We start from the raw sequence: 22,567 nt of genomic DNA, 5'->3' as shown, positions 1-22,567 counted from the left end.
AATTGACTACCAAATATATTCGTCTTTCTCCTCCATATTCCATAAAATTTCATGGATCATGATGCCTAAGAGGCCGTTGAGCCACCAAACAGGCCAAATATGATGCCATAAATACGACCCCACAAGGATATCTTCACGTCCCAGCCAGAGCATGGCAATGCGGAAAATAATATCCGCCAATGTACCTACGGAAACCCAGGCAAAGGTAATATACCACTGCTCTTCATATACGCTGAATGACCAAATACTCACAATATATGCAACGGCAATATACGGGAATAAATGAAGTCCAAAAGAATTCGAAATCAAAATGTCATGGACTAAACCGCCTGTAATAGCGGCCATAAGGCCGATACGACGGCCTTTGAGTAAAGACAATACAATAACCCAAACCAGAATCAAATTCGGTATCCACCCTTGCCTAAAGAGCATGGGCAATACATCGGCTTGAATCAAAAAGGTAAATATACCCATGAGTATGTATATTAGAGTTCTCATTGCTGCGTCGCTCCTTTTACCCCTTCAACTTGGTCACGCTGTGTTTGCGGTACCAATTTTGGAGTTAAGCTTGGCTTATCCAATTCGCCTTCGCGGGAGCGCATAATAACGAATACTTCTTCTACATTACGCAAATCGGCCGATAATTGTACGACTGCATTTTTAACAAAACCTTCCGAGTCATTGTCAATACGAGTTACATGGCCAACCAAGAGGCCCTTCGGATAAATCCCACCGTAACCGGACGTAATCAAGGTGTCACCATTTAGAACGTCACCGTCACGAGCAACGTTTACCAATAGAGGTTCATCCGGATTGCTGCCGTTTCCTTTAACAATTGACGCTACCCGCGATTCCGGACGCTGTACAATAACGCCGATAGCCGTACGTGGGTCAAGTATAGTCTGTACGCGAGCTGAATGAGTGTATACGTCGCTGATAAAACCAACTACCCCACCGGGAATCACGACAGGCATATTCGGTTCCAAACCGTCTTCACTGCCGCGATCAATAGTAAAGGTATTAGTCCAAGTGCCCACATCGCGAGTGACCACAGTAGCTGCCATCATATCAAATTGAGGATGATTGTTTTGAAAAGACAATAACTGGCGTAAACGCATGTTTTCAGCCACTACTTCGTCGTAATTCGTTACGCGTTGCAGTAATTGTGCGTTTTCTTCACGAATGGCGTCCATTTCTTTAGTACCGTTAATAGCCGTATCAATTACGGCAATACCGGTATGAATGGAGCCCAAAAATCGTGAAGCGCCATAAGTAAACGGCGTTGTTACCCGCTCCAGCGGTACCGTTACATACGGAATAGCAGTTCGTTGTTTCCACGCATAGCCTAAGAGCGCTAAAAATACGCAGCATAACCCTACTACGACTATTAACCGTCGTTCTGATGAAAACATTACGCCCTTCCTTTCCGATTTTTCGATGCAATAATAAAACGATCCATCCGTGCAAATTCTTTGGACGCTTGGCCCAAACCGACCGCCACGGCATACCCCGGTTCCGGTGGTACCTGCACAGGAATACCCAACTCTTCACTGATACGCTGACCAAGACCTTCCATAAGTGCCGTCGCACCGGTCAAAGTCATACCGCGTTCCATAATATCCGCCGCCAATTCCGGTGGCGTCTGTTCCACAACAGATTTAATTTCATCGACAATCCGTTGTAATGTGTCCTGCATAACCTGGTAAACTTCCGATTTACGAATAATAATTCGTTTCATCAGACCATTGGCAATATCACGGCCCATGAAAGAAACTTCCAATTCTTCCTGCGGCGGCAACGCCGTTCCCAGTTCCATTTTAATACCTTCCACCGTTTCTACGGCGACCATTACGGAATAGGTATTTTTAATATATTGTAATATAGCTTCATTAAAATCATGACCGCCGATACGTGCGGAGTGAGCAATAACCTTGCCTCCTAAGGACATAACGCCAATATCGGTGGTACCACCGCCAATATCTACAGCCATGCTGCCGCATGCTTCAAATACCGGCAAATTACACCCTAAGGCAGCCGCCACCGGCGCTTCCACCAAGTACGCTTCGCGCGCTCCGGCCTGAATAATAGCGTCCGTCATGGCCCTTTTTTCCACATCCGTAATACCGCAAGGCACGGCCATAATAACACGGGTACGCCCTACCGTCCGAGACGCCTTACTCATAAAGTGGCGTAACATAGTGAGCATAACACGATAATCTACAATAAAACCGTCCCTCAAGGGGCGAAGTTCATCCAGCATGTCAGGGGTTCTAAGCAAAAGTCGTTCCGCATCGGCACCAACAGCTACGATACCTTCCTGTTTCGTATCAGTAGCCACCAGCGACGGTTCGGACAATACGACTCCGCGCCCCTGCACATGTACATGGGTATTCACGGTTCCAATATCTATGCCTAAATCTCGTCCTAAGGACGAAAAAATACGAATCATATGTTTAGTCTCCTTACTTTACTCATCCCTATATTATACTATCGGCAGTAAGGATAAATCAACCAAAACGGCGCTTGTTCTCTAATTATCACGCCCTATTCATACTGCTGTATTTTGTAAAAACAGGCCCTACAAACAAAAATTTCATGGTCAAAAATTCATTGCCGGATGTTCTCTTTTTATACGCAGCCTGCCCTTTTATTATAGCATTTACCGTGAATTCGTTTAGACAATTTTTTCTATAAAGGATTTTTTCACCAAAGGCCTTCGGCAATCTACAACAGCCCTTTTTCACAGAGACTGGTATAGCGGCCATCACCGATAACAACATGATCCAATACGGGAATCCCCATCAGCTTGCCTGCTTTAATAAACAGCTTGGTAATGCCGATATCTTCAGAACTGGGTTCCGGATCACCGGACGGATGGTTATGAATTAAAATGAGGCTTGCTGCATTCGCTTGCATGGCTTGACGAAATACAGTACGCTGTTCCGCCAAACTACCTGTTAAACCGCCGATTGAGATGGTTTCTACATCAATCAATTTATTTTTACAGGTTAAAAAGGCGGCACAGAAATGCTCTTCTTTTTCATAACGCAAGCGCTCCATAATATAGGATGCCACTGCTTTCGGACTACTGAAGTCTTCAAAATGTTCCTTCACTCGCAGCTGACCGAGACGACGCCCCAATTCAATGGCCGCGCAAACGGTAACCGCCTTATCGCGACCGATCCCCTTAATCTTTTGCAAAGCACCTACGGTCGTATCATTCAGACCATAGGCGCCATGACTTACTGTATCAAGGACTTCTTTGGCCAAATCCAATACGGATGACCCCTGTCGCCCCGTTCTGAGTAAAATTGCCAATAACTCAACCGTGCTTACGCCGGCGGCTCCCAAAGTCAAAAATTTTTCACGTGGTTTCTGCCATGGCTGCCATTCTCTGACAACGCCTGTATATGTCTTAATCATATGTCCCCCTAAATCACTAACCTAATTCACTGCCCTAATGCACTCACCTAAATCACTAAGCTAATTTACGCTGTTAGTCCGGCCCCCCATACGCCGTAAATATCGCGCTACCACTTCTACCGGTAGGCCTACCACATTCGTATAAGAACCTTCAATGCGCTCTACTAAGTAAGCCCCCTGCCCCTGTATACCATAAGCACCGGCTTTATCGAGTGGTTCACCGGTAGCCACATAAGCATTTATTTCCGCATCACTAAGCGAGTAAAAAAGAACCTTTGTTACGACGTGAAACACCTCTTGCTTAATTAATTGCTTGTCCCCATCGTAATAACAAAGCGCCACACCGGTCACTACTTCGTGTGTATCATCAGACAATTCTCGCAGCATCTGAGCAGCCTCTTTCTCATTAGCCGGTTTTCCCAACACATGGCCCTTATGAGACACAATCGTATCAGAGCCGATAACCACATAGTCTTGATGGCACCCGGTCTCCGGAACCAGTGCTCCCAAGGCCTTTTCCAAAGCCTGCGCTTCTACCAATTCATAGGGACTCTCAAACTCCTCATTATGTTCTTCATAAGTGCTCGTCACAACTTCAAATTTAATATGTAATTGTTCCAATAAGTCGCGGCGTCTCGGCGACGCCGATGCCAAATATATTTTCATCAGTTATGTTTACCCCCGAATATGCCGTAAACTACAACGCGCAGTACCTCGAAAGGTACTGCGCGAGCATATCATCATTAGATTTTACAATCGTAAATCAGACTATTCTATTACCAGTTTTTCATCACAAGACTTGCAGTAATACGTTTAGTATCACGAGCAATCATGATTTCTTCGTTAGTAGGAACTACGAAGATTTTAACTTTGGAACCTTCTACGCTGATTTCAGTTTCTTTACCGCGTACGTTGTTGCGTTCACGATCAAGACGAGTTCCGAGGTATTCAAGACCGTTACAGATAGCGTCACGGTTACCAATACCGTTTTCACCGATACCGGCTGTAAATACGATTACGTCTACGCCGCCCATAACAGCTGCATAAGCACCGATTGTGGAGCGAACTTTGTAGTGGAACATATCAAGTGCCAACTGAGCACGTTTATTGCCTTCTTCAGCCGCTTCTTCGATAACACGGAAGTCGTTGGACACACCGGAAATACCGAATACACCGGATTTTTTGTTCATGATGGCATCGATTTCATGGTATGTCATATCCCATTTATCCATCAAGAAAGGTACGATTGCAGGGTCGATATCGCCGCAACGAGTACCCATAATCAAACCGGATAATGGGGTGAAGCCCATGGAAGTATCGATGGAACGACCGGCTTTAATAGCAGCCACACTGGAACCGTTACCAAGGTGACAAGAAATGATGCGCAAATCACTCATGTGTTTGCCCATTAATTCAGCTACGCGCTGAGCCACGTATTTATGGCTGGTGCCGTGGAAGCCGTAACGACGAACACCGAGTTCAGTGTATGCTTCGTATGGCAAACCGTAAAGGAATGCTTCAGCAGGCATAGTCTGATGGAAAGCCGTATCGAATACAGCTACCTGAGGTACTTTTGGCATGATAGCTTCGCAAGCTTCGATACCTTGGATGTTTGGTGGGTTATGAAGCGGTGCAATTTTAGCACATTCTTCTAAAGCTTCCATAACGGCCGGTGTAATCAACACGGAGTCAGCAAACTTTTCAGCACCATGAACCACACGATGACCAACTGCATCAATTTCATCCATGGAAGAAATTACGCCGAATTCTGCATCAATCAAGATGTCGAGCAAAATTTTAAGCGCTTGTTTGTGGTCCAAAATTGGTTCTACGCGTTCCAACTTTTCAGCATCCGGACGTTTGTGAGTGAAGATAGCATCTTCCGCACCGATTTTTTCAAATTGTCCTTTAGCTAATACCGCTTCATTGTCCATGTCAATGAGTTGGTATTTTAAAGAAGAACTACCACAGTTTACTACTAAAACATTCATTACTTATCCCTCTTTCTTAGTAATTTGAATTTTTCCTACCACAAGGTCAGAAATCTGAGCTCCCATTGTGCTGTCAACAGGATACTGATAGGTTATATTCCACAATACACCTTTATCGGCAAATGTGTATTGAAAGAAACGAATTTGGATTTTGTTAGCTACCAGTGTAGCTGACGAGGTAAAGGCTTGAACACCGTCTACCGTTTTCATCTCATCCGACCATGTCAAATTGTTGCCGAAGCTTTTTTCATAAAAAGCTTTAGATTCAGCACCATAAGCCGCTGCTGTCGGCAAAGGTTGACCCGCTTTCGGGGAGATGGCTTCAATGGAAACCAGGAAGTTTTTATCGGCCCCTAAATACGTCGTTACAGGATACCCCAACGCATTTTTGGTCGTATTAGGCTGAACGCCTATATCGTAAGGCAAAGCAACGGTAATTTCCGAGTTGCCGCTCTTGATTACTTTATGACCGAAACTATAAGAATCCAATGCATTATCACTGCCACAGCCGCTAATTGCAAGCATCAGCAAAGCCATGCAAAAAACAGTGAACCATTTCTTCATAATATCCCTCGATTCAAAACGTCTGTACAAGTAAAGCGTACGATTAAATTATACCATTCTTTGCAATTACTTGCACGTCTCTTTTTAGACATATTCACTATTATTTTTATTCATATGTATATTTACTGTAATTTTATTGTAAAAATTAAGTTTTTTCAAAAAAATTGCCTCTCAACAACTGCAAATACGCCCTCTCATTCTATGCTATAATGAAATAAATAACACGTAAATTTTCAAAGGAGTAACATTATGAATTGTATCGGAATCATTGCCGAATATAACCCTTTTCACAAAGGGCACGAACATCAACTAAAAGAATTGGCAAAACGCTATCCCGATGCACTGCGCCTTGTTGTTATGAGCGGATCCTTCGTGCAGCGCGGCGAACCGGCTCTTTTTGACAAGTTCACCAGGGCTCGCTGGGCTCTATTAAACGGCGCTCACGCTGTCATCGAACTTCCTACGGTGTACGCTACGGCCAATGCCGAACGGTTTGCTGCCGGCGGAGTCAGATTATTACACCGATTAGGAGCCCGCGCCCTCGCTTTCGGCACCGAAACGGAAGATGCCTCTTTATTGCAAAAAATCGCCCGCCTTAGCCTGAGCAGTACCGTACAAACGGCCTGTCGTGAAGCACTGAAAAATGGTGAATTTTACGGCACCGCTTTACGCCAAGCTATTATTGACGAATGTCCGGATGCGGCGGCTATCGTCAATCAACCAAACGCCTTGCTTGGTCTCGAATACACCAAAGCCATTCAACAATATGGCTTAGCGATGAACATCATCCCCATTTTGCGGGAGGGCGAACATCATAGTGACAAACTCGCAAATAACTGGCCATCCGGCACAGCCTTGCGCCGCCAAATCAGAAATCTCGACTCGCCCACCGTTTTGCCTCCGACGGATATCTTATCCCCCTATATTTCAGCTAATTTACACAACGAATACAAAGAGGCTGTCGAATCGGGCGCTTATTCTGATTTAGCCAGATACTACGACCTCGTGCTCTATGAAAGCCGAAAACAAAGGGCTGCTCAATTAGAGGCATTAGCCGATTTCACAGAAGGTCTCCACCAAACTTGGGCTTCGGTCAGTCAAAAAGCATCTTGGTCGGAAGCGCGGGAGCAATTAAAATCGAAGCGTTATTCCTATGTCCGCCTTGATCGTATGGCTGCTTATACGGTGCTTGGTATTACCCGGGAATTGCAAAACGAAGCTCACGCAGAAGAGCCGCCATATGCACGTCTCCTTGGTTTTACCGATGAGGCCCGACCTTGGCTGCAACGTAAAGAATTTACGGTGCCCCTCATCCAGAAGTGGGCGCCTTTTATAAATATGGCCTCCGGCCTCACCGCTGAACTAGCTTCTCTGGACCAACGAGCTACAGACCTTCAAAAGCTGTGCATGACAAATCCAGCCAAACGGCAGGGTGGCGAAGATTTCTACTTTACCCCTTGGTATATAAAGAAATAAATGTTTTATAGTAATTTATTGCTGCTATGACGTTAAGAAATACAAATACCCAATACGACGTTAAGAAATATAAATACCAAAAGGACATTGCCCAAATAAGGCAATGTCCTTTTATTTGTTATAAACCGAAGTTTCCGGCTATTATCATATTTTCAGGCTTACGAAATGGTAACGCTATCTTCGCCGTCCTGCTCTTTTACATTTACGCGCACGGTTTCCATATGAGATGTAGGAATATTTTTCCCCACATAATCGGCGCGAATCGGCAATTCGCGATGCCCTCGATCAACGAGAACAGCTAATTGAATAGCCCGCGGTCTGCCCACTTCCATTAAGGCATTAAGGGCGGAACGAATGGTTCGCCCCGTATAAAGAACATCATCTACCAAAATAACCAATTTCCCCGTCGTATCTAACGTGAACGGTGGCCCTTCTTTGCCCTTGGTCGTTCTGTCATCACGGTACATAGCCACGTTAATAGTTGCCACATCAATATGCACGCCTTCGATAGCTTCAATCTGAGCTTGTAAGCGCTCCGCTAAATAAATACCGCGCCGTTCAATGCCTAAAATGAGTGCATTTTCCAGGCCTTTATTACGTTCTAAAATTTCATGGCTAATGCGGCGAATGGCTCGCATCATAGCCTGTTCATCCATTAGAATTCGTTTTTCCTGCATAGCTGACTCCTTATACATTATGAGTTTTAGCATAGTCTAAGCAAGCTAAAAAGTCCTCCGGTAATGGCGCTTCAAAATACATATCCTGTCCCGAAATTGGGTGTTTCAAGGCTAAACTAAAGGAATGTAAGGCTTGCCCTTCAATAGGAAAATCCATCTTACGATAGCCGTAGAACGGATCGTTGACCACCGGATGGCCGATATGAGCAAAATGAACGCGAATCTGATGTGTCCGGCCTGTTTCCAGTACACATTGAACCAAGGTGTGTTTGCCGAATCGTTCAACAACCGTGAAATGTGTAATCGCTTCCTTACTGTTTTCAAAGACAACGGCCATTTTCATTCTGTCTTTCGGATGACGTCCGATAGGCGCCTTAATCGTGCCTCGTTCTTCCACAATATTGCCGTGTACCAATGCATAATAGGTACGCGTTGCCGAATGGGCTTTTACCTGTTCAGCCAAACCGATGTGAGCCAAATCATTCTTCGCCGCCATCATGACGCCCGATGTATCTTTATCGAGTCGGTGTACGATGCCCGGGCGAATTTCACCATTAATTCCCGATAAATCCTTACAATGGAATAACAAAGCATTTACGAGTGTGCCCGTATAATTGCCTACCGCCGGATGCACTACCATACCACGCGGTTTATTGATGATAATAATATCGTGATCTTCATAGAGAATATCTAGGGGAATATCTTCCGGTTTTACTTCAACCGCTTGCGGCTTCGGCACTGCCACAAAAATCTTTGAACCGGCCGTAAGCTTTAGATTGCTTTTGGCGGCTTTTTGATTAACCGTAACAGCCCCGCTTTTAATCAATTGTTGTACATAACTGCGAGACCCTTCCATAATCGATGTTAAATATACATCTAGTCGTTCCCCTTCTTTATCGTCCGGAACAGTTAATGTAATCGTCTTATCAATCCCTGTATTACCATCCACTGCTTCCATTGTATCCAAAGTTTCGTCCATATCTTGCAAAGATTCATCCATAGTATGTAAAGTATCTGATTTCATTACTTACCTCCTTCATGCGGTGTTCGCCAAACATGAATCGCCAATAGCACCACACCGACACAAATCCCGATATCGGCTACATTAAAAATGGGCCATATGCGAAAATCAAAGAAATCCACTACGGCGCCCAAGTGATATCGGTCCCAGCCATTGCCCAGAGCACCGCTAACCAATAAGGCGGTCCCCAGTTTTGTAAAAACATCGCCATTCAAAATATATCGACGAAAATACCATAACACACCGAGTAAGACAACGACTATGGCCAAGAAAAAAAGCCGCTGATTTGCCAATATGCCAAAGGCCGCGCCTTTATTTAAAATATATGTCAAATGAAAGACATTAGGTATGACCGGTAGGGATTCCCCCAGCAAGAACGATGCCTGCACCCATTGCTTTGTCAATTGATCTAATACGAACCATGCAATACCAATTATAATATACACTCTATCCATCCTTTATCAGTTTATAGTCTAGTCAATTTATTCTTAAATGCCTGTACGCCATATCATCAGGACATTTCCTTTACTATGTATTATGACATAAAACGCTTGGTTTGGTCTACTCTATATAAAAAAGGGCAAGAAAAAAAGCCCTCTATCTAGAGGGCTTTGAGCATCCAAGATTATTCAGCTGGATGAATAGTGCCTACAGGGCATACGGATTCGCAAGAACCGCAGTCGATGCAAGTTTCATTGATTTCGTATTTGAGTTCGCCTTCGCTGATAGCGCCTACAGGGCATACAGAAGCACAAGAACCACATTTAATACATTCGTCACCGATCAATCTCATAGTTGGACACCTCCACATAATATACCGGATAATTTCTGAATTATCATTTCTTTAAGGAACTTACCTTAACTTTATATTCTCATTATGGCACGATTTTTCCTTCTTGTCAAACTTATGGAGAATGATTTCTTATTATTTTTACGCAAGTTCAATTGACTTATTTACATAGCAGGAATGCCACTTTACAGGTTATTGATAGATATTTTCAATATACATTTTTAAGTCTTTTGTCCAACTATAGGCCCACAGTACATTCTCATTTAAGATGTGAACCATGCTCAATTTCAAATGACTAGCATTATCAATTACTTTTTGCGTTTACTGTGATCTTTAGGGAATTTTATTTTAGGATTCGGTAACCCTAATTCTTGTGAAGCATCACGAATTTGTTCATTCAGCTCTTCCACAATGGTACGCAATCTTTGTTTACGTTTAAATCGACCATCTACTGTAATTTTACTATTATAAAAAACAGCCGCCCCTATAAGCATTAATACTAAGCCGCCTAAAAACATAGGTTCATAAATACTTGGATGTTCAACCAAATATACCATGACTGTACCGGCAGCGATTAAAATAAAACCAATAATGGAGATAGCCAACGGCGGCCGATCCTCCAATTGAATTAACTTACGCCACTCCTCTAAACGGGCGGCTCGTTCATCAATCAGTTCCTTACGTCTTTTGGTTAATTCTTCATGATTCATATTAGCGACTGCCCTCCTCTTCCGTATGTGCTGTATCATCCAACGCGTCAGACGCACCTGATAGTTTCTTAAAATATTCTTCTACCGATTCATCATGCATTACAGCATCACGTCTTGCATAGGAATATAACATGACATCGGCTTGCGGTGCACAGATTCTATCCGGCACAAAGCGATCGAATGCCTCAAAAAACGCCGGGTCGGCTTTTAACAATACACGACCGTTTTTAACCTTCTTACCGTTAACAATGGAATATATTAACGCCCAAATAGGACGATTATCTACGGTTGAGCATTTTCGATATTTATAGCGCAAACGGAACTTACTGATAAATTCGGTCTTATGAGCATACACCCCATCGATCATATTATAAGGAATTTCCATTTTTTTAGTATAAAACAGAATCTTCTCCACAATAATTAATTTATCTTCCGTCAAAAGATACGTATATTGTGCCACCGCGGACTTTAAAATCACAAATAAAGCCACCACTTCAACGAATAACTCGTCCAGTATGATAATTCCCTTCGCAATACTTCTGGAAATCGTCCAGCCCATTGCGGCCAATAATAAAATACAGAAGAAGGCTATAATAAATCCGGCCGTTCTACTCCGTTTCGATTCAGCCTTTCCAAAAATCTTCATAATCATAAACTCCCATAAAAATACCGCTCAATAAAATAAAAAATGTTGAAGCAGCACGTAAAGCGCACCGCCTCAACATTAATTATAAAGTATTTTTTAGTATTATCTCAACTAAAGTTACTTTCTGACCGGTAATTATTTACCAGGGAAGAAAGGCCATACCATTGGAATGATCAAGATACTTACGATGAAGCATACAACGATCAATGGAACACCGGCTTTAACATAGTCCATGAATTTGTATTGACCAGGGCCAAGTACCAATGTGTTTGGAGGCGTACCAACAGGTGTACCGAAAGCACAAGATGCAGCAACGCCGATAGCCATTAATACGGCATGAGGGTCAGCACCCATACCTTTTGCAATTGCGATGCCGATAGGAGCAAGCAATGCACAAGATGCGGTATTGGACATGAACTGAGTCATAACGCAAGATAATAAGAACAATACTGCTGTTGCGAAGTAAGGGCTAGGATCGGAACCCATAACGCCAAGTACTGCGTCAGCGATTAATTGACCGGCACCGGATTTATCCATAGCACCTGCTACAGGCATCATACCTGCGAACAAGAAGATGGTTACCCAGTCAATCGAAGTGTAAGCTTGTTTTTCTTCCAAGCAACCGGTAAGTACGCAAGCTAAAGCACCCATAACAGCTACCAAGCTCAATGGTAAGTTAATACCAATGGATTTCAATGGATCGCCTAAAATCATCAATACGATAACAGTTAAAAGAATTAAACCGGAGTATAATTGTTTCTTAGGATCGTTAGAAATATCTTCAGCAGCTACTTCTTGTTCAACATCACCAACATCGGTAATCTGATGTTTAGGTAAGAAATATTTACCGATGAACATCATGAAAGCGATAGTAGCAACAGTCAAAGGAATGCCAATCCATGCAAATTCAAAAAAACCGAATTGTTCGATACCGGCTTTGGATAAGGCACCGTTAACGATAATGTTTGGAGGTGTGCCAACCATTGTCATGATACCACCAATGCCGGCAGCAAATGCTAATGGCATTAATTGACGGCTGGCAGGAATTTTAGCAACCGCACAGATACCAACTACTACCGGTAATAAAGCAGCAGCTGTACCGGTGTTGGATAAGAATGCAGACATAACGGCTGTAACAGTCATGATTGCGAACATCAAACCGTTTTCACTGGTACCTGCTTTGGATACTACGGTTTCCCCAATTTTCTGGGCTAAACCGGTGTAGAATAGAGCACCGCCTACTACAAACATACCGGCAAATAATACTACGGTACTGTCGGATAAGCCGGAAAAAGCTTCTTTACTACTAATAATTCCCATCAATGCTAACGCAATGGCACCACCTAATGAGGTAATTGCGAGCGGGATAATTTCAGTTACAAAGAAAACCGCCATAACAGCGAGTACGATCAACGTTTGTACTGCAGCATCCATGTAAAGTCATCTCCTTTTAATATTCAATATTCACTAAATCTATTAGTAAACCCCTTAATTTTAGGAAATGAATCTAATTATTCAACTATATAATTTCAGTTATCTGACCGTATATAATCAGAACATAGTCTATCTTAAACTGGGGCTATACATAATACAGACCAAGGATAACTGCCCCAATGACAGCTGCCATGCCTGCCGTTATAAAAATACCCTCCTTAGTTTTAGGATAGCCGAAAAATAAGTGTTCACTAATAAAACCTCGTCGATTAAAGAAGGAATACTTAGTTCGACGTTGGAACCACTGAGACTTACGCTCAGGGCCAATAATTATGGCTACAACAAAAAAGACAATAAGTGCCCACACGAAAGAAATTAAAATTTTCAATTCTATGGAGAACAAGTCAAAATCACCTCTACATTAAATTATAAATGCAACACGATTTATCGATACTAATTGGTAATATCCCCAAAGAATACTTCGAGCAGAACTTATTGTCAAAGTATCTCTTCACATTACTGTAAATCGACAAGAAAAAGCTAACTTTGGGGGAAGAGGCCCCCAAGCCAGCATTTCAATATTTAATTAGTGTGCGCCCAACATGGCAAGCATAGTACCGGCTGCAACTGCAGTACCGATAACGCCGGCTACGTTAGGCCCCATAGCATGCATCAACAAGAAATTAGCAGGATTTGCTTTGGCTCCTACTACCTGAGATACACGAGCTGCCATTGGAACAGCGGATACACCGGCGGAACCAATAAGCGGATTTGTTTTTCCGCCATCCATCATATACATGAGTTTACCGAACAATACGCCACCGGCAGTACCGCAGATGAACGCAACTAAACCTAAGATGATAATCTTAATAGTGTCAATTGTTAAGAAGTGTTCAGCATTCATAGTAAGACCGGTACCTGTTGCTAAGAATATAGTAACTATATTAATCAAAGCGTTTTGAGATGTATCGGATAAACGTTCTGTTACACCGGATTCACGGAATAAGTTACCTAACATCAACATACCTAACAAAGAAGTGATGGATGGTAATAATAAGGAAATAAAGATTGTAGAAAGGATTGGAAATGCAATTTTTTCGAAGTGAGATACTTCACGAAGCTGTTCCATAACAACTGCACGTTCTTTCTGCGTTGTTAGCAATTTCATAACCGGTGGTTGGATTAATGGTACCAAGGACATGTAAGAATAGGCCGCTACAGCGATAGCACCGAGTAATTCAGGTGCCAATTTAGCCGCCAGATAAATAGATGTAGGACCGTCGGCACCACCAATAATACCAATAGCTGCTGCCTGTGGCGCAGTGAAACCAATCACCATAGCACCGGCTAAAGCAACGAATACACCGATTTGAGCTGCTGCCCCTAAGAACAATGTTTTAGGGTTAGCAATTAAAGGACCGAAGTCAGTCATCGCACCTACACCTAAGAAGATAAGCGGAGGGAAGATTTCATTAGCAACCCCGGCACTGATAAGGGCCATAACCCCTTCTTCAAAACCATTGCGAGGGATGTTGGCGAGAATACAACCAAAAGCGATTGGCGAGAGCAATAATGGTTCAAACTCTTTAGCAAAGGCCATGTACAATAATAGTAAACCTACTAAGATCATAACGCCATTGCCCCAGTTGAAGTTGATGAACCCGCTGTCTGTCCAAACGGAAGAGACCGCTACGATAAAGGCATCCATGTGTGATCTCCTTTCTCAGAGAACTTAATTACTGATATAATCAACAATTCACTACAAATATTTTATTAGCCTAAAACTACCATATCTTCGCCGGTAGCTACAGTCTGGTTAGCGGATACGCGAACTTCAGATACAGTAGCGTCCTGTGGAGCGTAGATTTCGTTCTGCATTTTCATAGCTTCAAGAACTAATAAAAGGTCGCCTTTTTTAACTGCTTGACCAGCGGAAACGGCAACAGATAAAATTTTACCAGGCATTGGAGCTTTAACTGTAGTTGCGCCAGCTGCTACAGGAGCTGCTGCTTTAGGAGCCGGAGCTGCTGGAGCTGCTGCAGGTGCTGGAGCCGGAGCTGCTTTAGGTGCAGGAGCTGCTGCTGGAGCTGGAGCTGCGCCGCCAGCTTTTACTTCATTAACTTCAACATCATATACAGTACCATTTACAGTTACGCTAAATTTTTTCATTTTGTTATCCTCCAAACATATAAACTTCAATGCTAATTGCTAATTCTTCATCACAATATTACAATTAACGACTCATGCGCAAACGTCCGTCCAATTTCCAGTTTTGGATGCTAATGCTTGGACGAATACTGGCAATCTGATTAACCGAATAACCCATAGCACTAATAGCGCTAGTGATTACTGCAACTACTTCATCATTGACTTTGTTGCTGCCGGTTTTAGATTCCGTCTTGCTCATGTTTACACCTCCTAGATTACGTTTGACTAGTATCTACCACTTAGTCTGCCATCTAGTGTCCAATTACGGCTGGTCGTAGCCGGACGAATTGATGCAATTTGATCTGACGAGTAACCCATAGCCACGATGGCTCCCGTAATAGCGGCTACTACAGGTTCATCATTAGCTACCACTGGCGCTGCTGCAGTCACAGGAGCAGCTGCTGGCGCTACGCTCTTGGCCGGTTCATTAGGCTTTTTTTTTGTAGGGTCAATTTTATGAGTAATGACCATGATTGCACCTAATACAGCCAACACGGCAAATACGACAGTCATATTGATTGCCATAAATAGCCACGGGTTCATAGCACTTTCGTTTCCTCCCATAATAAATTCCTCTTTCTTTCTAACAACTAAGAATAAGAATTATGATACTCCAAATCAAAACTAAGTTTTACATTCTAAAAATTACAATGGAATGTTACCATGTTTTTTAGCTGCACGAGATTCACTCTTACTTGCAAGCATAGCGAGTGCATTAATAATTGCAGGGCGAGTTACTTTTGGTTCGATTACAGCATCTACGAAACCGCGTTCAGCAGCTTTGTATGGTGTAGCAAATTCTTCAACATATTTGGCAGTTTTTTCATCTTTGTCTGCATCTTTACGGAAGATGATATTAGCTGCACCTGCAGGACCCATAACTGCGATTTCAGATGTAGGCCATGCATATACTTGATCGGCACCGAGGTCTTGAGAACACATAGCGAGATAAGAACCACCGTATGCTTTTCGAGTAATAACAGTAATCTTAGGTACTGTAGCTTCGGAATAAGCGTATAACATTTTCGCACCATGACGAATGATACCGCCCCATTCTTGGTTAGTACCAGGCAAGAAACCAGGAACGTCTACGAAGTTAACGATTGGAATATTGAATGCATCACAGAAGCGGATAAAACGAGAAGATTTATCGGATGCATTAATATCGAGACAACCTGCCATTACTTTTGGCTGGTTAGCAATAATACCTACGCTTTGGCCGTTGAAACGAGCGAAGCATGTAATAATATTAGTTGCATAGAAAGGTTGAACTTCATAGTATTCACCATTATCTACAACAGCAGAGATTACGTCTAACATATTATAAGGCATATTGCTGTTGTCTGGCAATAATGTGTTAAGTTCTTCAGAAATACGGTTTGGATCATCGCCGGTATCAACGAGCGGTACATCTTCCATATTGTTGCTTGGTAAGAAGCTTAACAAGTAACGAATCTGTTGGATGCAATCATCTTCGTCTTCAGCAGCAAAGTGAGCAACACCGGATACACTGTTGTGTGCCATAGCACCACCAAGTGCTTCTGCCGTTACATCTTCAGCCGTTACCGATTTAATTACAGCCGGACCGGTGATGAACATTTGGGAAGTGTTCTTAACCATGTAGATGAAGTCAGTCAATGCAGGAGAATAAACTGCACCGCCTGCGCATGGTCCCATGATTACGGAAATCTGAGGGATAACACCGGATGCGTTGGTATTTTCGAAGAAGATTTTACCATAGCCTGCCAATGCGTCAACAGCTTCCTGAATACGAGCCCCGCCGGAATCGTTGATACCGATAATAGGAGCACCCATTTTCATTGCTAAACGCTGTACTTTAACGATTTTAGCAGCATGCATTTCACCTAAAGAACCGCCTTCTACTGTGAAGTCTTGAGCGAAAGCATACACTAAACGACCATCGATAGTACCCCAACCGGTAACTACACCTTCACCAGGTAATTCTTTTTTGTCTTGACCGAAGTTTACACAACGATGTTTAACAAATTGATCCAATTCAACGAAGCTACCTTCGTCAAACAACTTAGCGATACGTTCACGGGCAGTCATTTTGCCTTTGTTGTGCTGGGATTCAATACGTTTTTCCCCGCCGCCAAGTTTCACAACTTCTAACTTTTTGTGTAATAACTCAATCTTTTCTTGAACTGTTGCCATCACTACACCTCCATAGAGTTTTATATAAATAAATTATATATCTTATATTACTTCATTCTCTGGCAAAGTTCAAGAAGAACGCCACCAGTTGCTTTTGGATGAATGAAAGCAATAGCAGATCCGCCTGCACCGTAGCGAGGTTTTTCATCGATCATGCGAACGCCTTTTTCCATTAAATCAGCGATTGCAGCTTCGATGTTGTCTACACGTAAAGCAACGTGTTGGATACCATTACGGCCACCATTTTTTTCGATAAATTTGCCAATAGGGCCATCAGGAGTAGTGGATTCCAAGAATTCCAATTCAGCGTCGCCACATGGGAAGAAGCTTACTTTTACTTTTTGTTCTTCTACTACTTCATCTTCAGGAAGATGTTCAATACCTAATGTGTTTTTGTAGAATTCTTTAGTTGCTGCTAAGTCACTAACACCAATACCGATGTGATCTACGTTTAATACTTTAAATGCCATGGTTAAAATCTCCTTTGCATTTGATAGGCCTTAGAAGGCTGGTATCATTAAATTTTTAAAACATCTGCCAAGACTTTGTTGACCACTGTATATGGGTCATTTTGACGCTGGTTAACAGCATCAACTTGGCTATTAAAGTCGTCACTCGCTACCACTACATCGGCAACACGACGTCCGATTTGTTCATTAATCATCGCGATAATTTCATTTCTTGTTCTATCCTGACGGCGAACAGTTAATTCGTCGCTGTCTTCCAAGAATTCAAAATGTTCATCCAACGCTTCGACTAATTCATCAACACCTTCGTCTTTGCTCGCAATGGTACGTTTAATAGGAGGACGCCATTTAACCTCACGGGAGTCTAAGTCGAGCATCATTTCAATTTCAACGTTCAGTTTATCACAGCCATCGCGGTCAGCTTTGTTAATGGCGAATACATCGCCGATTTCCAAAATACCGGCCTTAATAGCTTGGATATCATCACCGAGACCCGGTACAAGTACAACCAAAACGCTATCGGCATTTTTGACGATATCGACTTCTGATTGACCAACACCTACGGTTTCAATAATAACAAGATCCATACCGAACGCATCCATCAGCTTAACTGCATCAGATGTTTTCTTAGATAATCCGCCTAAGCTGCCACGAGTACCCATACTGCGAATGAATACATTTTCGTTTAACGTCAAATCATTCATTCGAATACGGTCACCCAAGATGGCACCACCGGAGAACGGACTGGTCGGGTCCACCGCAACGATACCGATTTTTTTACCTTGCTGTAAGTATTGTTTAACAATTTTATCAGTCAAGGTACTCTTACCGGCGCCGGGAGCCCCGGTAACACCTAAAATACGAGCATGACCCGTTTTAGGATAAATCGCTTTCATAATGTCGATTGCTTCATCATATTCACTTTCGACTGCAGTGATGGCTCTCGCCAAGGCCAGTCGGGAACCGTTTAATAGTTCTTTGACTAAATCCATTGGTTGCACCGCCTTCTTATATAGTGACAGGCCCAGACTTGTAAAAATCCGAGCCTGTTACTAAAAAACATCTTATTTTACGTTAGCTTTGATAAATTCGATTACGTCGCCTGTAGGAGTACCAGGAGTAAATACTGCTGCAACGCCTGCTTCTTTAAGACCAGGGATATCAGCATCAGGAATTACGCCGCCGCCTACTACAAGAACGTCGCCCATACCTTTTTCTTTTAACATTTCAACGATTTTAGGGAACAATGTGTTGTGAGCACCGGAAAGAAGGCTCAATGCAACAACATTAACGTCTTCCTGTTCAGCTGCTGCAACAATTTGTTCCGGCGTCTGACGAAGACCAGTATAAATTACTTCAAAACCAGCATCGCGAAGTGCGCGAGCTACAACTTTAGCACCACGGTCATGACCGTCAAGACCTGGTTTTGCTACTAATACACGAATACGTTTTTCTGCCATGATAGATTACCTCCGAACTAATCGTTACGCTAATTATACTTGAGAATTATAACGTGGAGTGAGCTTGGTATTCGCCGAATACTTCACGTAATACGTTACAAATTTCGCCTAATGTTGCATAAGTACGAACTGCATCAAGAATTAATGGCATAAGGTTAACATTTTCATCTTTTGCCCCTTCTTTAAGTGCTGCCAATGCTTTTTCAACTGCAGCGTTGTCGCGTTCTGCACGAACTTGCTGAGTTTTCTTAGCCTGGTTAACACCTACGGAAGCGTCTACGCGAAGAAGACCTTCAACAGGTTTTTCTTCAACCTGGAATTTGTTAACGCCTACGATAGTGCGGAGACCGGATTCAACTTCCATCTGCCATTTGTAAGCGGATTCCTGAATTTCTTTCTGGATGTAACCTTTTTCAATAGCAACTACAGCGCCGCCCATTTCGTCGATTTTCTTAATGTATTCAGCAGCTTCATCATAAATTGCATTAGTCATAGCTTCTACATAGTAGGAACCGCCCAATGGGTCAATTACGTCAGCTAAGCCGGATTCATAAGCAACGATCTGTTGAGTACGAAGAGCAACCTGTACGGAAGCTTCTGTAGGAAGAGCCAAAGCTTCGTCACGGGAGTTAGTATGTAAGGACTGAGTACCACCCATTACAGCAGCGGCAGTCTGTAAAGCTACACGAACGATGTTATTATCAACTTGTTGTGCAGTCAACATGGAACCGGCAGTCTGAGTATGTACACGAAGCATCATGGATTTAGCTTTTTTAGCGCCAAAACGTTCTTTCATGATGTGAGCCCATAAACGACGGGACGCACGGAATTTAGCAACTTCTTCAAGTACGTTGTTATGAGCATTCCAGAAGAAGGATAAACGACCAGCGAAAGCATCAACGTCTAAGCCGGCTTTCAAAGCAGCTTCTACGTAAGCAATACCGTCAGCGATTGTGAAAGCGATTTCCTGCGCAGCAGTGGAACCGGCTTCACGAATATGGTAACCGGAAATGGAGATTGTGTTCCATTTTGGTACATTCTGAGAGCAATATTCGAAAATATTGGTAATCAAGCGCATGGATGGTTTTGGTGGGAAAATGTAAGTACCACGAGCAGCATATTCTTTAAGAATATCGTTCTGGATAGTACCCATCAAAGCGGATGCAGGTACGCCCTGTTTTTCAGCTACTGCAATGTACATAGCAAGAAGAACGGATGCAGGAGCATTGATAGTCATGGAAGTGGAAACTTTACCGAGGTCAATACCGTCGAACAAGATTTCCATATCTTTCAAGGAGTCAATTGCTACCCCTACTTTACCAACTTCGCCTTCAGCCATAGCGTCATCGGAGTCATAACCGATCTGAGTTGGCAAGTCAAATGCACAGCTAAGGCCGGTAGCACCGGATTCGATAAGGTAACGATAACGTTTGTTGGATTCTTCAGCAGTTGCGAAACCGGCATACATACGCATTGTCCAGAAACGGCCACGGTACATTGTAGGTTGTACGCCACGAGTGTAAGGATATTCACCAGGGAATCCTAAATCTCTTTCGTAGTCGAAACCTTCGATGTCAAGTGGAGTGTATAAACGATTGTACTTCAAGTTTTTACGTTCTGGGAATTTAGCAATCTTTTCTGCAACTTCTGCCTCGTATTTGGCGAGATTAGCTTTTAGAGCTTCGTTAGCCATAATTTTCATCATCCTCCTAAATATACCTTTACTTCTTCATGCTTCCAGTTTCTTGGAAACGTTTATGCCAAGAAAGAGCTTCGTCGAGCAAAATCGGTGTATGGGCGTGTTTTGTCGCTACAATGGCTCTTTCGAGGTAATCTTCTAACATTGGTTTGTAATCCGGATGTGCACAGTTTTTAATGATTAAGCGAGCACGTTCTTCAGGTGACAAACCACGGCAGTCAGCCACACCTTGTTCAGTACAGAATACCATTACATCGTGTTCTGTATGGTCAATGTGCGAGCACATTGGAACAACGGAGCTGATAGCACCATCTTTCGCTACCGAATTAGTACAGAAGATGGAGATATATGCGTTACGAGCGAAGTCGCCGGAACCGCCGATACCGTTCATCATCTTGCTACCCATGATATGAGTGGAGTTTACATTACCAAAAATATCAAATTCAATAGCTGTATTCATAGCAATAACGCCAAGGCGTCGAGCTAATTCAGGACTATTGGAAAGTTCTTGCGGACGAAGAATAATTTTCTTCGAGTACAAATCAACGTTGTCATAGAAACGTTTTAAGCCGTCCGGAGATGGCGACAATGCCGTACCGGAACATACTTCAACTTTACCGGCATCAATAAGATCAAACATACCATCTTGAATTACTTCGGTAAAGATTGAAAGATTAGTGAACGGACCTTGTGCCAAACCACTGATAACAGCATTTGCTACCGAACCTACACCGGATTGTAACGGTAATAAATTCTTAGGTAAACGGCCATGTTTAATTTCATTCTGGAAGAATTCGATTAAATGTTGGCTCATTGCTTTAGCATCATCATCAATAGCTGCCAAAGGACGAGTTTTATCGGTAATATCGCAAGGTACGATAGCTACGATTTTTTCAGGATCACATGGGATATAAGGAGTACCCACACGGTTACCAGGGCCTGTAATAGGCAATGGTTGACGATATGGAGGATCCAATGGTTCGTAGATATCATGCATACCTACTAAACTCATAGGTTGCGATACATTGACTTCAACAATAACTTTCTTAGCTTTATGAATGTAGGTAGGTGTGTTACCAACCGATGTGGAAGGAATAATACCACCGTCTTCACGGATACATACAGCTTCTACGATGGCTACATCGCAGTCGCCAAAGAAACCATAGCGAACATTCTGAGCTACATGGCTGAGATGCATATCATTATAACGTACTTTCGCAGCGTTCAATGCTTTACGCATATCACCATTTGTCTGGTAAGGGAAACGACGGGCAATCCCATTAACTCGAACTAAAGCACCATCAGCTTCATCACCAACTGAAGCGCCTGTCCACAAGTCAATTTGAAATGGATCGCTTTCCATTCGTTTAGCTAAGGCCAAAGGAACTGCTTTCGGATAACCGGATGGGGTAAAACCACTAATACCCACATGGTCGCCCGGGTTGATCAACAAAGCTGCTTCTTCAGCTGTAACGATTTTAGCTTGAAGAGCACTGCCTTGTACGCGATCGAGGATGTTAATCATCACTACCATCTCCTTTAAAAAGTTTGAATGACATTAAATTGTACTTCCGCATTCCAACACTAATACATATTCGACAAAAGTTTAAAATATCCTCTTTTTTTGTGAATATTTTTTTATTTTTACTCACAGTTTACCGTATCGAAAATCTTCTCTTTCATCGACATAATTAGATGTTGTTTAAAGAATTATACTTCAAACTATGGCTAAGTTTAGAAGAATTATTTTTCTTTGTCAACCAATATGCATAAATGATATTTCATATACAAAAAAGTATAGGTATGATGAATTAATCTCATCATAC

At 42.7% G+C, this 22,567-nt stretch carries 25 protein-coding genes; 1 reads left to right on the top strand and 24 read right to left on the bottom strand.

What is annotated here, in order from left to right:
- Positions 1-6: 6 nt before the first annotated feature.
- From mreD to EO124_RS05995, 7 genes are all read right to left on the bottom strand, one after another.
- Positions 7-498: a rod shape-determining protein MreD gene (mreD, locus tag EO124_RS06025; protein WP_127058767.1), complete on the bottom strand. Its 492-nt coding sequence runs from the start codon at positions 496-498 to the stop codon at positions 7-9.
- Positions 495-1,412 (bottom strand): rod shape-determining protein MreC, encoded by a 918-nt coding sequence (gene mreC, locus EO124_RS06020; RefSeq protein WP_127058766.1) that lies wholly within the window; start codon positions 1,410-1,412, stop codon positions 495-497. The genes mreD and mreC overlap by 4 nt, the downstream gene beginning before the upstream one ends.
- The gene (locus EO124_RS06015; RefSeq protein WP_021841684.1) at positions 1,412-2,449 is read right to left on the bottom strand and encodes a rod shape-determining protein; all 1,038 of its coding nucleotides are present in this window, start codon (positions 2,447-2,449) and stop codon (positions 1,412-1,414) included. Before EO124_RS06015 ends, mreC begins: the two co-directional genes overlap by 1 nt.
- A gap of 275 nt (positions 2,450-2,724) precedes the next feature.
- Positions 2,725-3,423, bottom strand: a complete 699-nt coding sequence (gene radC / locus EO124_RS06010; protein ID WP_127058765.1) for a RadC family protein — start codon at positions 3,421-3,423, stop codon at positions 2,725-2,727.
- A gap of 60 nt (positions 3,424-3,483) precedes the next feature.
- The gene (locus tag EO124_RS06005; RefSeq protein WP_277600404.1) at positions 3,484-4,089 is read right to left on the bottom strand and encodes a Maf family protein; all 606 of its coding nucleotides are present in this window, start codon (positions 4,087-4,089) and stop codon (positions 3,484-3,486) included.
- A 110-nt stretch (positions 4,090-4,199) separates the two neighbouring features.
- Entirely contained in the window at positions 4,200-5,414 is a 1,215-nt protein-coding gene (locus EO124_RS06000; protein ID WP_127058763.1) for an acetate/propionate family kinase, read from the bottom strand.
- Between the two features lie 3 nt (positions 5,415-5,417).
- Positions 5,418-5,951: a hypothetical protein gene (locus EO124_RS05995; protein ID WP_127058762.1), complete on the bottom strand. Its 534-nt coding sequence runs from the start codon at positions 5,949-5,951 to the stop codon at positions 5,418-5,420.
- A gap of 276 nt (positions 5,952-6,227) precedes the next feature.
- On the opposite strand from EO124_RS05995, the gene EO124_RS05990 reads away from it, so the two are divergent.
- Positions 6,228-7,454, top strand: coding sequence for a tRNA(Met) cytidine acetate ligase (locus EO124_RS05990; protein ID WP_127058761.1), 1,227 nt, complete (start codon positions 6,228-6,230; stop codon positions 7,452-7,454).
- A gap of 158 nt (positions 7,455-7,612) precedes the next feature.
- On the opposite strand, the gene pyrR is transcribed toward EO124_RS05990, so the two are convergent.
- The 17 genes from pyrR to scpC form a co-directional block, all read right to left on the bottom strand.
- On the bottom strand, positions 7,613-8,131 hold the full coding sequence (gene pyrR, locus EO124_RS05985; protein ID WP_127058760.1) for a bifunctional pyr operon transcriptional regulator/uracil phosphoribosyltransferase PyrR: 519 nt from the start codon (positions 8,129-8,131) through the stop codon (positions 7,613-7,615).
- 10 nt (positions 8,132-8,141) lie between these two features.
- On the bottom strand, positions 8,142-9,089 hold the full coding sequence (locus tag EO124_RS05980; protein WP_127058798.1) for an RluA family pseudouridine synthase: 948 nt from the start codon (positions 9,087-9,089) through the stop codon (positions 8,142-8,144).
- Positions 9,090-9,154: 65 nt separating this feature from the next.
- Entirely contained in the window at positions 9,155-9,598 is a 444-nt protein-coding gene (gene lspA, locus EO124_RS05975; protein WP_127058759.1) for a signal peptidase II, read from the bottom strand.
- A gap of 179 nt (positions 9,599-9,777) precedes the next feature.
- Positions 9,778-9,945: a 4Fe-4S ferredoxin gene (gene fdxA / locus EO124_RS05970; protein ID WP_021841692.1), complete on the bottom strand. Its 168-nt coding sequence runs from the start codon at positions 9,943-9,945 to the stop codon at positions 9,778-9,780.
- 305 nt (positions 9,946-10,250) lie between these two features.
- The gene (locus EO124_RS05965) at positions 10,251-10,652 is read right to left on the bottom strand and encodes a hypothetical protein (RefSeq protein WP_127058758.1); all 402 of its coding nucleotides are present in this window, start codon (positions 10,650-10,652) and stop codon (positions 10,251-10,253) included.
- Between the two features lies 1 nt (position 10,653).
- A complete protein-coding gene (locus tag EO124_RS05960) occupies positions 10,654-11,298 on the bottom strand; it encodes a PH domain-containing protein (protein ID WP_241230677.1) in 645 nt (214 codons plus the stop codon).
- A gap of 135 nt (positions 11,299-11,433) precedes the next feature.
- Positions 11,434-12,732, bottom strand: a complete 1,299-nt coding sequence (locus EO124_RS05955; protein WP_127058757.1) for an SLC13 family permease — start codon at positions 12,730-12,732, stop codon at positions 11,434-11,436.
- A gap of 586 nt (positions 12,733-13,318) precedes the next feature.
- Positions 13,319-14,440, bottom strand: a complete 1,122-nt coding sequence (gene mmdB, locus EO124_RS05945; RefSeq protein ID WP_127058755.1) for a methylmalonyl-CoA decarboxylase subunit beta — start codon at positions 14,438-14,440, stop codon at positions 13,319-13,321.
- Between the two features lie 65 nt (positions 14,441-14,505).
- Complete coding sequence (gene mmdC / locus EO124_RS05940; protein ID WP_127058754.1) at positions 14,506-14,901, bottom strand: methylmalonyl-CoA decarboxylase subunit gamma; 396 nt, start codon at positions 14,899-14,901, stop codon at positions 14,506-14,508.
- Positions 14,902-14,965: 64 nt separating this feature from the next.
- Positions 14,966-15,139 (bottom strand): methylmalonyl-CoA decarboxylase subunit epsilon, encoded by a 174-nt coding sequence (gene mmdE, locus EO124_RS10180; RefSeq protein WP_164726564.1) that lies wholly within the window; start codon positions 15,137-15,139, stop codon positions 14,966-14,968.
- Positions 15,140-15,165: 26 nt separating this feature from the next.
- Positions 15,166-15,504 (bottom strand): methylmalonyl-CoA decarboxylase subunit delta, encoded by a 339-nt coding sequence (mmdD, locus tag EO124_RS05935; protein ID WP_127058753.1) that lies wholly within the window; start codon positions 15,502-15,504, stop codon positions 15,166-15,168.
- Between the two features lie 81 nt (positions 15,505-15,585).
- Positions 15,586-17,115 (bottom strand): methylmalonyl-CoA decarboxylase subunit alpha, encoded by a 1,530-nt coding sequence (gene mmdA, locus EO124_RS05930; protein ID WP_021841701.1) that lies wholly within the window; start codon positions 17,113-17,115, stop codon positions 15,586-15,588.
- 47 nt (positions 17,116-17,162) lie between these two features.
- Positions 17,163-17,585 (bottom strand): methylmalonyl-CoA epimerase, encoded by a 423-nt coding sequence (gene mce / locus EO124_RS05925; RefSeq protein WP_021841702.1) that lies wholly within the window; start codon positions 17,583-17,585, stop codon positions 17,163-17,165.
- Positions 17,586-17,632: 47 nt separating this feature from the next.
- On the bottom strand, positions 17,633-18,574 hold the full coding sequence (meaB, locus tag EO124_RS05920) for a methylmalonyl Co-A mutase-associated GTPase MeaB (protein WP_021841703.1): 942 nt from the start codon (positions 18,572-18,574) through the stop codon (positions 17,633-17,635).
- Between the two features lie 72 nt (positions 18,575-18,646).
- Positions 18,647-19,042, bottom strand: coding sequence for a cobalamin B12-binding domain-containing protein (locus tag EO124_RS05915; protein ID WP_021841704.1), 396 nt, complete (start codon positions 19,040-19,042; stop codon positions 18,647-18,649).
- 46 nt (positions 19,043-19,088) lie between these two features.
- Positions 19,089-20,735 carry an acyl-CoA mutase large subunit family protein gene (locus EO124_RS05910; RefSeq protein WP_127058752.1) on the bottom strand — a complete coding sequence of 549 codons (1,647 nt, stop codon included), beginning with the start codon at positions 20,733-20,735 and terminating at the stop codon, positions 19,089-19,091.
- Between the two features lie 28 nt (positions 20,736-20,763).
- Entirely contained in the window at positions 20,764-22,266 is a 1,503-nt protein-coding gene (gene scpC, locus EO124_RS05905) for a succinyl-CoA:acetate CoA-transferase ScpC (RefSeq protein ID WP_021841706.1), read from the bottom strand.
- Between the last annotated feature and the right edge of the window lie 301 nt (positions 22,267-22,567).

It is taken from the genome of Veillonella ratti (assembly GCF_003992115.1).
Classification (GTDB): domain Bacteria; phylum Bacillota; class Negativicutes; order Veillonellales; family Veillonellaceae; genus Veillonella_A; species Veillonella_A ratti.
This window is presented reverse-complemented; position numbering and strand designations above follow the sequence as displayed.